Below are 13,418 nucleotides of genomic sequence, written 5' to 3'. Positions count from 1 at the left end.
CCCAATGACCCGGAGAGGTCATGTTACCGCAATCGCCGTACTTGGCCTGCCATTGATCGGAGGCCACGTGGCGCAGTTTGCCATTGGCCTGACCGATACGGTGATGCTGGGCTGGTATGGAGTTGAAGCACTGGCGGCGGTGACGCTGGCCTCGACCTATTTCTTTGTCCTGTTTCTGCTTGGCGCGGGCTTTGGCTTTGCGGTGATGCCAATGGTGGCTGCAGCGGCTGGGGCTGGAGAGGACCGGCAGATCCGTCGGTGCACCCGTATGGGGCTGTGGTTGTCGCTGGCCTATGGGGTGATCGTCATGCCGATGTTCGTCTTCGCGCGCCCCATATTGGATATCCTAGGGCAAGAGCCGGTGATTGCGGAGATGGCAGCAAGCTATCTGAGGGTGGCCGGCTGGGGTGTTTTCCCGGCGCTATTGGTGATGGTGCTGAAGTCCTATCTGGCTGCACTAGAACGGACACAGATTGTTTTGTGGGTGACCATAGGGGCGGCGGTGACAAATGCCGCAGTGAACTATGCGTTGATTTTCGGCAATTGGGGCGCACCTGAATTAGGCGTGCGCGGTGCAGCGATTGCCTCGTTCAGTACTCAGGTGGTGTCATTTGTGGCGATCATCATATACGCGCTAAAAGCTTTGCCCGAGCATGAGTTGCTGAAGAATTTTTGGCGGCCAGACTGGGAGATGCTGCGTGAGGTTTTCCGGCTGGGCATCCCGATTGGGCTGACCACGTTAAGCGAGGTCAGCATGTTCGCCGCGACGGCTGTGATGATGGGTTGGCTGGGAGCCGTGCCTTTGGCGGCGCATGGGATTGCTGCCTCGCTGGCGGGACTGACCTTTATGGTGCATTTGGGGCTAAGCAATGCGGCGACAATCCGGGCGGGCAATGCCTATGGTCGCGGAGACCGGTTCCACATGGCGCGTGGCGGTATGGTGGTGACAGTGATGTCATTGGTGGTTTCGGTTATTGCCACAGTGTTTTTCATAGCTATGCCCGAGACACTGATGTCGGCGTTTATGGATGGAAGTGACCCACAGAAACCTGAAATCCTGTTGATTGGGGTCGGGCTGATAGCGATGGCGGCGTTGTTTCAATTGGTGGACGGCGTACAAGCCATAGCGCTGGGTCTGCTTCGCGGAGTGCAGGATACCACGATGCCGATGGTGATCGGTGTTATTAGCTATTGGGGCGTTGGAATGACGGCCTCGTATGTCTTTGGCTTTGTGCTTGGCTATGGCGGCGTAGGCGTCTGGATGGGACTGGTGCTGGGGCTAAGCTGCGCGGCTATTTTGCTGATGTTGCGGTTCTGGGGCACGGTGATTGGCAGGGTTGGGAGCGCCGAGGAACAGCGCGGGTAGTCTCAATTTTGAGTGCCGCATAGCAGAAGCTGTGCAGCACTTTCATTTTGTCTGCTGAAGATGCCCGACCGCGAGTTATGGTGTCTTTTGGCTGTCGTAGTGTTTTTCGCTCTCGAAGTAGTCGTCAAAGCCGATGCGTGATTTAACCTCGCCAAATGGCATTAGGCTCGCTGTCGCGACGTTGCCTGTTTTGAGTTCAGCCAGTACGCCGGTCATAGCCTTCATCGCGGCGGCGATCAGGGTGATCGGGTAGGCGGCGATCTTAAAACCAAGGTCTTGTAGTTCTTTCGGTGAAAGAACCGGGGTTAGTCCGCCTTCAATCAAGTTCGCCATTTTTGCTCCCGGCAGTTCCTCACATATCCGCAGCATCTCATCCTTACTGCGCGGAGCTTCGACAAACAGGATATCTGCTCCAATCTCGTGAAACCGGTGGGCACGCTCAATGGCCTCATCCAGACCGTGATCATGGCGCGCATCCGTTCTGGCCAGGATCAAGATATCGTGGCCCTCGTTACGCGCATCCACTGCGGCACGGATGCGCTCAAACGCTTCATCCCGGTCAACAACGGCCTTACCAGCCGTATGTCCGCATCGTTTGGGCGCCAGCTGATCCTCTATCATCACGGCGGCGAACCCGGCCTGAGCGAACCCCTTGACCGTTCGTTTGGTGTTTAAGGCGTTGCCATAGCCGGTGTCGCCATCACCGATCACCGGGATATCAACGGCGTTGCAGATATTGCGGCCCTGATCGACCACCTCACCGTAAGACATAAGACCGGTGTCGGGCAGCCCCAAACGCGCTGCAGAGGCCGCAAAGCCGGACATGAAAGTTAGTGGAAAGCCTTCCTGTTCAATCAGCTTAGCCGACAGAGGGTCAAAACAGCACGGCATGGTTATAATCTGGTCGCCCTTCAACAGGGCCCGCAATCTGTCAGGAGACGATAGGGTCATGAGATTTCCTTTTGATGCGGGCCCTGTGAGTACAGGTTTTCCGTCGATATGCGCTTAGAACAGTTTGTAAGGGATGTGGAGCGCCAGATCCTGCCAGAACCACAGTAATGCAGCCATACCCAGCATCATTAGTGCAAAGGGCCATGCCCCTTGCACGACGCTTTCAAGCCTGGCCTTACCGACCGCCTGAATGACAAACAGGTTCAAGCCCACGGGCGGGGTGATCAACGCGGCCTCAATCAGCACAACAAAGAAAATGCCAAACCAGATCGGGTCAATATTCATCGCCTGGAGCGCAGGGAACAGCACTGGAACCATGATCAGCATCATCGACAAGGACTCCAGGAAGAACCCAATGATCAACAGAACCACGCCGACCGCCAGAATAAACATCGTTGGGTCCGAAATGTTGGAGATCAGATAGCTGCTGATAGCTTGTGGGATCAGGTACAGCGTTATCGCGTATGAGAAAACCTTGGCCCCGGCCACAATGATGAAAATCATCGCTGTGGTTTTAAGCGAGTCTTCAACGGCCCCCTTTAGTTTGGCCCAGTTCATCCGGCCCATCAGAAAGGTCATCACAATGGCAATGACAAAACCAACGCCGGCGCTCTCTGATGGGGTGGCGATGCCGGCATATATTGAGCCGATTATTACAAGTGCCAGAACAACGGTCGGCAGTGCATACACCGTGGCTGTTGCACGCTCGCTCCAGCTTGCCTTGGCGATTGGCGCAGCGGCCCCCATGCGGCTGTAGATCATCGCATAGACGATAAAGACACTTGCCATCAACAGCCCCGGCCCGATGCCCGCCAGAAACAGCGTCGGGATCGAGGTTTCGGTGATAACCCCATAGATAATCAATGGAATAGAGGGTGGGATCAAAATCCCCAACGTACCCCCGGCCGCAAGCTGACCCAGAATAAACGGTTCGTCATAGCCGCGTTGTTTCATCTCGGGGATGGCGACGGTACCAATGGTGGCGGCTGTTGCGACAGACGATCCGGAAATCGCTGAGAACAAAGTGCAGCTCATGATAGTGGCGACGCCCAGACCACCGGGCCAATGGCCGACCCAGGCCTGCACACTGGCAAACAGGTCTCGCCCTACACCGCCCTTGAGTAGGACATTGGACATCAGCAGGAACAGCGGCACAGCCAGCAGCTCAAAGCTGTCCATTGTGCCGAACAGGCGCTGGGGAATTCCGATCAGGGGCAAGCCCTTGAGCCATAACAGAACTGTCCCCAAGGCTCCCATTGCAAAAGCCACCGGCACACGCAACAACAGCAGCCCAATCAGGCTTCCTAGAATAAGAACAGTTTCCATATTAGTGCACCAGTGTCTGCTTGGGTAAATCGTCAGGATCCCAAGTCCAAATTTTGATAATTTCGGCTACGCCTTGCAGGGCCATCAAGCCAAATCCAACCCAGATAGCCGATTGAATAAAGACTTTGGGAACAGCTAGGTAGCTGTCGGTGGTGTGGCCAGCGACAGTCGATTTCCACCAGATATCAATTCCGTATTTCACCGTGATCAGACAAAAGAAAATGATCACCAACATAGCAAAGGTATCAGCAACCTTGCGGCCAAGTGAGCTGGGATCGCGAAAAGTGATATCAATGATGATGTGGGCCTTGTGTTTCAGGACATAGGCTATGGCAAGATAGGCTGCCCAAACCTGAAAAATGCGGCTGATTTCGTCCACCCAGATAGTCGGCGAATTCAGGACATAGCGCATGAAGACTTCGAATGAGACAATGATTCCGGTAGTGAAAAACATCCACGCCGCGATTTTGCCGGTGATTTCCGAAACGATATCCATCGTGCGGACATATGTTTGTAGTGTCGACGCCATGTTTCCCACTCTGCACGCAAAGAAGCGGCCCCCAATTTTGGAGGCCGCAACCAAGTTTTGGTTAAGCTTAGTTTGCGGCGGCGCGAACTGCAGCGACTGCCGCGGAACCCGCATCACCGGCTTCAGCAACAAACCGATCAACGACGCCAGAAGTGGCTGATACCCATTCGGCGCGCTCGGCGTCTGTCAGCTCGACCACAGTCATTTTACTGCTGACTTCGGCAACGGCTTCGGCCTCTTGAGTGTAAATCGCATTGCGTAGGTTAGCCTCCACAATTGCCGCAGATTCCATGACGATTGCCTGATGCTCAGCCGACAGACTTTCAAAAAAGTCGTTGTTCATCACAGCGACAAATTCAATGGCACTGTCATAGGACAGGGTCACGTGATCCATGACTTCGTACAGTTTGCGCGAACGCACAGCCGAGGCACCGGTCATGCCGACATCAACAGCGCCTTGCTGATAGGCCAGAAATTGCTTGGATCCGGACATAAGGGTCGGAGCTCCACCCAGTGCCTCGACAGTCCAACCGTGTACTTTGCCGTAGGTCCGAACCTTTTGATTGGCCATGTCCGCAGGCACACGGATCGCATTGTCATTCGACAGGTATATATTACGACCAAAGGCCTGCCACCATAGAACCTTGGCGTTGGTTTCTTTCAGAATCTCGGCATCCAGCCCAGTGCGCAATTCGGACCCCGAAGCCACGGCAGAGCGCAAATGGGCCTCGTCTTCAAAGATGAAAGGGATGGCAACCACGTCAACGGCAGGAACCGCGCCGGTAAAGCGACCCAGGAATGCAGTTCCGGCCTCAACCGCGCCTGTTCCAACAGCTTCTGGAACTTCTTTGTCCTTAAATAGCTGCGCTGAATCAAATAGTTGCAGGGTTAGTTCGCCACCGGACTTTTCTTCAATCAAAGATTGGAACTCTAACCAGTTTTGACCCAGTGAATGAGTTTTGGGCAGCTGAAGTGTAACCCGAATGACGGTCTCCGCCTGCACGGCTGCAGCTGCAAACATCACAGATCCGGCGCACATAGCCCCTAACAGAATTTTACGCATAATTGTCCTCCCTGAACAATGGAGCAGTTGTTGCCCTTTTTTGTTATAGAGTTGCGGTATGCTCGTAATTTTGTCAAGTTACCTACGTAACCAAGTTTGATGTGACGATCGGTGAAGCCAAATATGGACCAGAAATTGAACGGAATGACATCCGGCGAAATGATCTTTGCCGCGATCTATTCTCTCTCACAAAAGATTATGATGCTGTATTCCAAGGCGGTGCTTCGGGAAACTGGACTAAACTGGCAGGACTGGCGGATCCTACGGGCGGTTGTTTCGTTGCAGTCTTGTAGAGCACAGGACATTTGTGAAGAGAGTGGCATTAAAAAGTCGCACGTTAGCAATGGTTTGGCTAGGCTAGAAGAGTTCGGGCACATATCGCGCGTCGCGAATAAAGGCGACAAACGAAGTCGGATCGTAGTCTCGACGGAACAAGGGCAGGACTTAGTCGCGCGGGCGGAGCCAAAACTACATGAGTTCGAGGCGCAGTTGTCAAATCAGCCGGATGTCGGAGATCCAGATGCTCTGTTGAATAGTCTTAGGTCATACAAAGATGAACTTGGCCGATTGCTGGATGGAGATGATCCTGGGCCAGATGGTTAGGGGCCCTGGACTGGAATCACCCCTTCATCAGCCGATCGGCCTTTTTTCGGACCAAAACCGAACGCAGGTCGTGCATCGCCAGTAGCAGGTCATCAGTGACCATCTCTAGTTGTTCGGGGCTCGCCTTGGACTGAACCCAGTGGGCGGTCGTGTTCAGGTAATCTACCGCCCGGTGGATGTCATCGATTTCACGATCAGCCAGTAGAGCCCTGCGTTCAGCCATCCATGTCTTGATTTCATCCAGATCCTGCTCGGACAGGGTGCGCCCACCATGGGGTTTGATCTCGCCGTTGCGAATGTTCACAACGGCGATCTGGTCCATTTCAATGCGGCGCTGGCGGTTTTCGGTGTCGACGCGGTACACAAAGGCACCGTTGTCCCGCACGCGGAAATAGTAATCCGGAAGTTCAGCGCTCATGTCTCGTCCTTTTACGTCAGTGCTGCGCAGAAGGTCTGAATGCGCGTGCAGGCTTCAACCAAAGCCTCGTCCGTGGTAGCGTAGCTGACCCGGAAGTTCGGCGAAAGACCAAAGGCCGCGCCAAAAACCACGGCCACATCTGCCTCGTCCAGAAGTGCGTTGGCAAAGGCCTCGTCGTCTTCGATGACAGTGCCCTTGGGTGTAGTCTTGCCGATCAACCCGGAGATTGAAGGGTAGACGTAGAAGGCACCTTCGGGTGTTGGAACTGACATGCCGTCGATTTCAGACAGCATCTTGATCACCAGATCCCGGCGACGCATGAACATTTCGTTGTTCGGGGCAAGGAACTCTTGGGTGCCGTTCAAAGCCTCGACCGCAGCCCATTGGCTGACGGTACAGGGGTTCGAGGTAGATTGGGATTGAACCTTGCGCATAGCAGCGATCAGCTCGACCGGGCCAGCGGCGTAGCCGATACGCCAGCCTGTCATGGCATAGGCCTTGGACACACCGTTACAAGTGAGCGTGCGCTCATACAGACTGGGTTCGATCTGCGCCGGGGTGCAGAACTCAAACCCGTCATAGGCAAGGTGTTCATACATGTCGTCGCTCATCACCCAGACATGCGGGTGGCGCATCAACACATCTGTCAGCGCCTTCAGCTCGTCCCGGCTGTATCCCGCCCCGGTGGGGTTGGAGGGGGAGTTGAAGATGAACCATTTGGTCTTGGGCGTGATCGCAGCCTCAAGCTGCTCAGGCGTCAGTTTGAAGTTGTTCTCTAGCGTGGCCTCAACCGCAACCGGAGTACCGCCAGCCAGCAGCACCATATCAGGGTAGCTGACCCAATAGGGGGCAGGAATGACGACCTCGTCGCCCTCGTTCAGGGTGGCCATCAGCGCGTTGTATAACGTCTGCTTGCCGCCGGTACCAACCGAGATCTGGGCCGGAGTATAGTCGAGGCCATTGTCACGGCTCATCTTTGCACAGATGGCTTTCTTGAGCTCAGGAATACCGTCGGGGGCAGTGTATTTGGTTTTGCCGGCTGCGATAGCGGCCACAGCCGCATCTTTGATGTTCTGAGGTGTGTCAAAATCAGGCTCGCCCGCGCTAAGGCCAATTACATTTCGACCGGCGGCTTTCAGCTCAGCAGCCTTGGCCGTCATAGCGATAGTCGGCGAAGGTTTGACGCGGGAAAGTGTGTCGGAGATGAACGGCATAATCGGCCTCTGTTTGTATGTTACGCTAGACTGTCATAGGGTGCGCCCAAATGCCGATCAAGGGTGTACGGGTAACTCAATGCTGGAGAGTGAACATGAGTGATTTGGAATATGATTGGTATGGTCCAGATGCGGCAACATTTGGTGACCGGGTGGCAGGTGCGCGCGAGGTCGCATCTATGACGCAGGCCCAACTGGCCCGCCGGTTGGGGGTCAAGAAAGCCACCTTGCTGGGTTGGGAACAGGACCTGTCCGAGCCACGCGCAAACAAGTTGTCGATGATGGCCGGGGTGCTGAATGTATCGATGACCTGGTTGATCACCGGCGAGGGCGAAGGCATGAGCCAGCCCTCTGAAGAGATTATTGTGGCAGGCGACTTTTCGGAAATCTTGGCTGAGCTGCGTGAGATCCGCAGTGAAATGAGAAATAATGCTGACCGTACAGCACGGCTGGAAAAGAAGCTGCGGCTGTTGCTGGAGCGCGGAGAACAAGAATGACCGAGACCTATGAACACCGCCTAAAGCGGATGCAGATGCGATCCATGCGTCGCGGCATCAAAGAGATGGACATAATCCTGTCAGCCTATGCGCAATCCAACCTGTCCAAGATGGATGAGAGCCAGCTGGACCTTTACGATCAGCTGCTGGATGAGAACGACCAAGATTTGTACCAGTGGGTGACCGGCCAGGTTGTGGCACCAGATTCGCTACAAATACTGATCAAAGATATATCGCAAACTTTTCAAAAATAACGAAAATACAGTTTAACTGATTATTTGGGTTTATTCGTCACACTCTGTCTTAGAAGTTCGAGTCGGAGAAGCGAATGAGTATGGAAATGCCAATTGGCCAGCAGGACCAAAAAGGGTTCATGTCTGGCTACCTAGAAGCACTAGCGCTGGTTGAACGCCTGCATCGGTTGCTGTTGGATGTAATCAAAGACGAGTTCGAGCGTGTCGGTGTGTTGGAGATCAACGCAGTACAAGCGCTTTTGCTGTTTAACATCGGCGACAACGAAGTGACTGCCGGTGAATTGAAAAGCCGCGGCTACTATCAGGGCAGCAATGTTAGCTACAACCTGAAGAAGCTGGTTGAAATGGGCTATATGCACCATCAGCGTTGTGAAATTGATCGTCGTTCAGTTCGGGTTCGCCTGACACCACGTGGCCGCGAAGTACGCGATATTGTATCGTCACTGTTCTCGCGTCATGCTGAAGGTCTGGAAGGCAAGGGCGTCATCGATATCGAAGGTATCGCCGACATCTCTACTGCTCTGAAGCGTGTTGAGCGGTATTGGACTGATCAGATCCGCTATATCTACTAAAATAATCCAATGGGTGCATCTGCTCCCAATGGGCGGTCCGGCCATCTTAATCAGCCGGAAACAACCGCAAACGGGTAATGGCGTTAGAACGATATTTGCCCGGGCCTCAATACAGTCTGTACGCCGCTTTTAACTAAGCTGGACGAGCGGGCTCATACGGTTGCAGAAGCGACCGGACTATGGCCTCAAATCGATTAATAAGGTTTCGATTGCAGCGCGTTTCTCCGATAATTCGGCGAAACGCGCTGCAATTAATTTCCGAAGATCAAAATGGCGCTTTGTTTTACCAGTGTCCGCTGTTTTCCATGCTGGTCCAAGGTTCGGCTGGGGCGAAGGATTCACCATTTTGCAGCAACTCAATCGAAATATTGTCGGGTGAGCGCACAAACGCCATGCGGCCATCGCGCGGAGGCCGGTTGATGGTGACACCATTGGCTTGAAGATGTGCGCAAGTGGCATAGATATCATCAACGCCATAAGCCAGATGGCCAAAATGACGGCTGTCGCTGGGCAGCGCATCGTCACCATCCCAGTTGTATGTCAGCTCGATTGGGCATTCCTCTTGCCCTGGCGCAGCCATGAAGATCAGCGAAAATCGACCGGCCTCGCTGTCATGGCGGCGGGTTTCCTTGAGCCCGAGCAGTTCAAAGAAGGCGATTGTCTTTTCCAGATCTTTGACGCGAATCATTGTGTGTAAGTAGGTGAGCGACATGACGTTCTCCAGATTGGTTTCGCGGCTCAGCTTACTGTCGAAAGCGGCATGCGCCAGAGAGAAAGGCCTAGAGGGTGGGAAAATTTGATTGCTCTAATGCTGTCGCTCGCAATCTCTTGGCCAAAGCGTTTACAAAGGGTATCACGGCGGAAGAGATGGTATCACATTGGAGGGCGACGCGGTGAAGCAATACCACGATGCGTTGAGGCATATTTTTGAAAACGGTGAGCCATCGGCAGATCGCACCGGCACCGGGACGCTGTCCAGTTTTGGTATGCAAACACGGTATTCTCTGGCAGATGGGTTTCCTTTGGTCACAACCAAGAAGCTGCACTTGAAATCCATCATCCACGAGCTGCTGTGGTTCCTGTCGGGCGACACCAACATTGGTTATCTCAAGGAAAACGGGGTGCGGATCTGGGATGAATGGGCGGATGAAAATGGTGATCTAGGGCCAGTCTATGGTTATCAGTGGCGCAATTTCCCCAAGCTGGAGCTGGTTGAGGGCACCACAGGGGATGAACCGCTTTATCGGGCAGGTAGCGTAGATCAGGTTTCGGAACTTATTGAAAATATTCAGAAGTCTCCGGATAGCCGCCGGTTAATTGTGACCGCTTGGAACCCGGCCGATGTTCCGGAAATGGCGCTGCCACCTTGTCATAGTCTGTGGCAAGTGCGGGTGTTGAACGGGAAAATGCATCTGCAACTGTATCAACGTTCGGCGGATATGTTTCTGGGCGTGCCGTTCAACATCGCCTCATATTCACTGCTCTTGCTGATGCTGGCGCATGTCACTGGCCACGAGCCCGGAGACTTTGTGCATACTCTTGGTGACGCGCATATCTACAGCAACCATCTGGACCAGGTGCAATTGCAGCTGTCCAGAACACCTCATCCACTGCCGCAGATTAAAATTAAACGTCAGGTCAGCTCTATCTTCGATTTCAAATACGAGGATTTTGAAGTGCTGAACTATGACCCGGATCCACTGATCCGTGCACCGGTGGCGGTGTAACATGATCTCATTGATGGTTGCTTGCGCCCGTAACCGGGCAATTGGCAAAGACAATACAATTCCTTGGCACGCGCCAGAGGATCTAAAGGCATTTCAGCGGGAAACCTTAGGTGGGGCCATCATCATGGGCCGCAATACCTGGGACAGTCTTCCGTTTAAGCCGTTGAAAAATCGTTTGAATATAGTCGTTTCATCGAATCCAGATGCGGCTGACATTGTCTGCCCATCGTTGAAGGCCGCAGTGGATATGGCACGGGCACAGGGGTATCAGCGGATTTATGGGATTGGCGGATTTGGTATCTATCGGGATATGCTGGCGATAGCTGATCGCCTGTTGATTACCGAAGTTGATTTAGACATCGCTGATGCCGATACATTTTTTCCAGACTTCAATGTAGAAGAATGGAAAATAGTCAATAAAACCGAGCTTCGAAGTGACCAGCCCGCCTGTGTTTTGGTTGAGTACTTGAGGCGCCAAAAGTAACAATCGGCAATAGTCGCAACTTTTAGGTCACGCACTGCGCCCAGAGAAAATCAGGGCGCAGTGAAATTCAGGTTATATGGACTTGAGTTCACCAGCCATTTGACGCCCATCGCGCCCTTCCTGAAGCTCGTAATCAATTTTCTGATTGTCGGCGAGCCCGGTCATCCCTGATCTCTCCACTGCAGAGATGTGCACGAACACATCTTTTCCGCCCGCATCGGGTTCAATGAATCCGAAGCCTTTAGTTGTATTAAACCACTTCACGGTACCGCTTGGCATGCCCCGTGTCTCCTTCTAACTTACACTTCACTTTGAGTAATTTCAAAGTGGTTCCTGCAAACAAGATCGCCCTAGCCACGCATTTCCATTCAAGATAGGAAATACAATGTTTAGGGTAGCTTGAATGCCGCATTCAATTTTACACGGCTAGGAAAAAAATCAAGCAAAACAGATAACATCTACCGTAAATAATGGTTTTTTTTACAGCGGATCGTTTGTTTTTTCGGTTTTTGTGGGGAGAAGAAGTTGAAATTATTTGGCCTAAAGAACTGTGACACTTGTCGTAAGGCGCTGAAAGTATTGCCTGAAATCTCATTTGTTGATGTTCGGGTAGACGGAGTCCCGTTGGAAGTTTTGAACCGAGCACTGGGGCAATTTGGCGACAGGTTGTTGAACATACGATCAACGACGTGGCGAGGTTTGACCGGGGAAGAACGTGAAAAACCGCCAATAGAACTGTTACAGACGCATCCAGCGTTGATGAAGCGCCCGTTGATTGAATGTAATGGTGAGCTGTATTTAGGCTGGGGCAAAGATACACAGTCTGCCCTTGGCGTTTCCTGATGCTGTCCTTATCTGAGTGCAGACTGACTAAGGAGATGTCACATGCGTAATGCAGCACTAGTTCTGGGGATCATTGCCGGCTTGTTTGGTATGATTGTTGGCTTTTTTGGATATGGGTATTCGACTGCGGTTGAGCACTTTGGCGAAATAGACGGAATTGCCGAACAGGTGCAGAATTTGAGCCAGTTGCGGGTTCTTGCCGTTCTGTCACCCATGTTGGCCATCGCGGGCGGTGCGATGGCGCGTGCGCGCGCCTTGTGGGGTGGCATATTGTTGCTGGCTTCGGCGGCAGGAATGTTTGTGGGGTTTGGCTTTAACGTATTTACTTTGTTCCCGATCTGCTTTGCCGGACTGGCTGGCGTCTTGGCTATTGCGGCCGGTAAGCCGGATGAACCTAAGGCACATTTCTAGGCCAAACATGGCATTTTGGCTGGCCGCTGTTAGTTGTTGATTATGCGAAGCTGATCTGGGAGGCGAAGGACCTCGCAGATCAGTTCGTTGCCCTGATTGGTAAACCTGAAGCCTTCGCAGTACCCGATGGCATCCCCCCAACTGTCGGGATCGCCGACAGGCATTAGCCCCAGAGCGCCAAGCTCGATTATGCCGCCGTGGGTTATGATAAGCGCAAATTGATCGCCGGACATTTCACCCAGGATTGCGTTCCAGAGGGCTGCTTGGTTTTGAGAAAACTGTCGGCAGGCTTCGTTCTCGTGCACTATCTGTGATATATTAGTCAAAGAGTTAGGCCAGTTGATTGCGGTTAGAACTTCTTTGGGAAGGATACCAAGCTCTGCAATCATTCGATCCGCAGCGAACCCCATTGCGATGGCAGTTTCGATCGCGCGAGGTAATTCGCTGGACACAACCAAATCGAACGAGGAAAGATCTTGCCCGACGTGCCGTGCGAGAGAAACACCGGTTTGAGACAAGTGTTGTCCGGGTTTGGTGCGCATGGTGTGGCGTCGAACTTCAAGTGTCGGCATGCCTTGTCCTTCACAAAAAAAAGGGCACCATAAGGCGCCCTTTGTACTCTTTAACAGCACTCCTTATGCAATGCGACGCCGCAGCAAAGCATCGAGTGATAGGGCGCCGGCGCCTTTGAAGACGAGGACCAATAGCAGGAAACTCCACATCACCCGCTGATCAACTAGGCCTATATTATTGTCGAACAGACTACCCAGCTTGACCCCATGGCCGGTCACATCGACGATGGTTTGCACCCAGATAAATCCGATCGTGCCGAGCGCGGCAAGGCGGGTGAAAAGACCCAGAATGATCAACGCTGGCAAGACGTATTCCGCCACAGTGCCAGCAAAAATCACCAAACGTTGGAAGATATTGAGTTGGGTGACGTCATACAGGACGGCCTCAGCTGCCTTGGGGAAGATCTGTCCAAAGGCACCCGCTGACGGCGAAAAGATGGATCCGTCGATCTTTAGCCCGGCGGAGTTCCAGTAATAGACCAGCAGGACGGCGGCAAAAACCAACCGGGCCAGCGTCGGGACTAGCAAGTCCGACAGCTTGTCAAGCCTGCCTGTGAGTGAAGCATATGTGGAGACAAGTGCATTCAT

19 protein-coding genes are annotated in these 13,418 nt (G+C 53.2%); 9 read left to right on the top strand and 10 right to left on the bottom strand.

Annotated features, from left to right (window positions below; translation table 11 throughout):
• Window positions 1-4 precede the first annotated feature (4 nt).
• Complete coding sequence (locus DL239_RS03685) at window positions 5-1,366, top strand: MATE family efflux transporter (protein WP_167682421.1); 1,362 nt, start codon at window positions 5-7, stop codon at window positions 1,364-1,366.
• 75 nt (window positions 1,367-1,441) lie between these two features.
• On the opposite strand, the gene DL239_RS03680 is transcribed toward DL239_RS03685, so the two are convergent.
• From DL239_RS03680 to dctP, 4 genes are all read right to left on the bottom strand, one after another.
• Window positions 1,442-2,317, bottom strand: a complete 876-nt coding sequence (locus tag DL239_RS03680) for an isocitrate lyase/PEP mutase family protein (protein WP_167682419.1) — start codon at window positions 2,315-2,317, stop codon at window positions 1,442-1,444.
• Between the two features lie 54 nt (window positions 2,318-2,371).
• A complete protein-coding gene (locus DL239_RS03675) occupies window positions 2,372-3,643 on the bottom strand; it encodes a TRAP transporter large permease (RefSeq protein ID WP_167682417.1) in 1,272 nt (423 codons plus the stop codon).
• Between the two features lies 1 nt (window position 3,644).
• Entirely contained in the window at window positions 3,645-4,172 is a 528-nt protein-coding gene (locus DL239_RS03670) for a TRAP transporter small permease subunit (protein ID WP_167682415.1), read from the bottom strand.
• 67 nt (window positions 4,173-4,239) lie between these two features.
• Window positions 4,240-5,235, bottom strand: a complete 996-nt coding sequence (gene dctP, locus DL239_RS03665; protein ID WP_167682413.1) for a TRAP transporter substrate-binding protein DctP — start codon at window positions 5,233-5,235, stop codon at window positions 4,240-4,242.
• A 123-nt stretch (window positions 5,236-5,358) separates the two neighbouring features.
• Between dctP and DL239_RS03660 the strand changes: the two genes are divergently transcribed.
• Window positions 5,359-5,838 (top strand): MarR family winged helix-turn-helix transcriptional regulator, encoded by a 480-nt coding sequence (locus tag DL239_RS03660; protein ID WP_167682411.1) that lies wholly within the window; start codon window positions 5,359-5,361, stop codon window positions 5,836-5,838.
• 16 nt (window positions 5,839-5,854) lie between these two features.
• On the opposite strand, the gene DL239_RS03655 is transcribed toward DL239_RS03660, so the two are convergent.
• Together DL239_RS03655 and DL239_RS03650 are read right to left on the bottom strand one after the other, a co-directional pair.
• Window positions 5,855-6,256, bottom strand: coding sequence for a hypothetical protein (locus DL239_RS03655; RefSeq protein ID WP_167682409.1), 402 nt, complete (start codon window positions 6,254-6,256; stop codon window positions 5,855-5,857).
• Between the two features lie 11 nt (window positions 6,257-6,267).
• On the bottom strand, window positions 6,268-7,470 hold the full coding sequence (locus tag DL239_RS03650) for a pyridoxal phosphate-dependent aminotransferase (RefSeq protein WP_167682407.1): 1,203 nt from the start codon (window positions 7,468-7,470) through the stop codon (window positions 6,268-6,270).
• A 95-nt stretch (window positions 7,471-7,565) separates the two neighbouring features.
• On the opposite strand from DL239_RS03650, the gene DL239_RS03645 reads away from it, so the two are divergent.
• From DL239_RS03645 to DL239_RS03635, 3 genes are all read left to right on the top strand, one after another.
• Window positions 7,566-7,967: a helix-turn-helix domain-containing protein gene (locus tag DL239_RS03645; RefSeq protein ID WP_167682405.1), complete on the top strand. Its 402-nt coding sequence runs from the start codon at window positions 7,566-7,568 to the stop codon at window positions 7,965-7,967.
• Window positions 7,964-8,221, top strand: a complete 258-nt coding sequence (locus DL239_RS03640) for a succinate dehydrogenase assembly factor 2 (protein WP_167682404.1) — start codon at window positions 7,964-7,966, stop codon at window positions 8,219-8,221. The genes DL239_RS03645 and DL239_RS03640 overlap by 4 nt, the downstream gene beginning before the upstream one ends.
• Before the next feature lie 74 nt (window positions 8,222-8,295).
• Complete coding sequence (locus DL239_RS03635; RefSeq protein WP_206188329.1) at window positions 8,296-8,793, top strand: MarR family winged helix-turn-helix transcriptional regulator; 498 nt, start codon at window positions 8,296-8,298, stop codon at window positions 8,791-8,793.
• A gap of 283 nt (window positions 8,794-9,076) precedes the next feature.
• On the opposite strand, the gene DL239_RS03630 is transcribed toward DL239_RS03635, so the two are convergent.
• Window positions 9,077-9,505, bottom strand: coding sequence for a VOC family protein (locus DL239_RS03630; RefSeq protein ID WP_167682402.1), 429 nt, complete (start codon window positions 9,503-9,505; stop codon window positions 9,077-9,079).
• 181 nt (window positions 9,506-9,686) lie between these two features.
• Here DL239_RS03630 and DL239_RS03625 point away from each other — a divergent pair, with 181 nt between their 5' ends.
• Together DL239_RS03625 and DL239_RS03620 are read left to right on the top strand one after the other, a co-directional pair.
• Window positions 9,687-10,520, top strand: coding sequence for a thymidylate synthase (locus DL239_RS03625; RefSeq protein WP_167682400.1), 834 nt, complete (start codon window positions 9,687-9,689; stop codon window positions 10,518-10,520).
• A gap of 1 nt (window position 10,521) precedes the next feature.
• Window positions 10,522-11,004, top strand: a complete 483-nt coding sequence (locus DL239_RS03620; protein WP_167682398.1) for a dihydrofolate reductase — start codon at window positions 10,522-10,524, stop codon at window positions 11,002-11,004.
• Between the two features lie 72 nt (window positions 11,005-11,076).
• Here DL239_RS03620 and DL239_RS03615 read toward each other — a convergent pair whose 3' ends face one another.
• A complete protein-coding gene (locus DL239_RS03615) occupies window positions 11,077-11,283 on the bottom strand; it encodes a cold-shock protein (RefSeq protein ID WP_167682396.1) in 207 nt (68 codons plus the stop codon).
• A 246-nt stretch (window positions 11,284-11,529) separates the two neighbouring features.
• Between DL239_RS03615 and DL239_RS03610 the strand changes: the two genes are divergently transcribed.
• Window positions 11,530-11,847: an ArsC/Spx/MgsR family protein gene (locus DL239_RS03610; protein WP_167682394.1), complete on the top strand. Its 318-nt coding sequence runs from the start codon at window positions 11,530-11,532 to the stop codon at window positions 11,845-11,847.
• A 42-nt stretch (window positions 11,848-11,889) separates the two neighbouring features.
• Window positions 11,890-12,258: a hypothetical protein gene (locus DL239_RS03605; RefSeq protein ID WP_167682392.1), complete on the top strand. Its 369-nt coding sequence runs from the start codon at window positions 11,890-11,892 to the stop codon at window positions 12,256-12,258.
• Window positions 12,259-12,287: 29 nt separating this feature from the next.
• Here the strand turns inward: DL239_RS03605 and DL239_RS03600 are convergent, their stop codons facing one another.
• Together DL239_RS03600 and DL239_RS03595 are read right to left on the bottom strand one after the other, a co-directional pair.
• Window positions 12,288-12,830, bottom strand: coding sequence for a phosphoglycerate mutase family protein (locus DL239_RS03600; RefSeq protein ID WP_167682390.1), 543 nt, complete (start codon window positions 12,828-12,830; stop codon window positions 12,288-12,290).
• 63 nt (window positions 12,831-12,893) lie between these two features.
• Entirely contained in the window at window positions 12,894-13,418 is a 525-nt protein-coding gene (locus DL239_RS03595) for a DoxX family protein (protein WP_167682388.1), read from the bottom strand.

This window comes from Parasedimentitalea denitrificans, from assembly GCF_011813015.1.
In the GTDB taxonomy this organism is placed as follows: domain Bacteria; phylum Pseudomonadota; class Alphaproteobacteria; order Rhodobacterales; family Rhodobacteraceae; genus Parasedimentitalea; species Parasedimentitalea denitrificans.
Note: the sequence above shows the minus strand (reverse complement) of the source record. Positions and strands in the feature narration are given on the sequence as shown.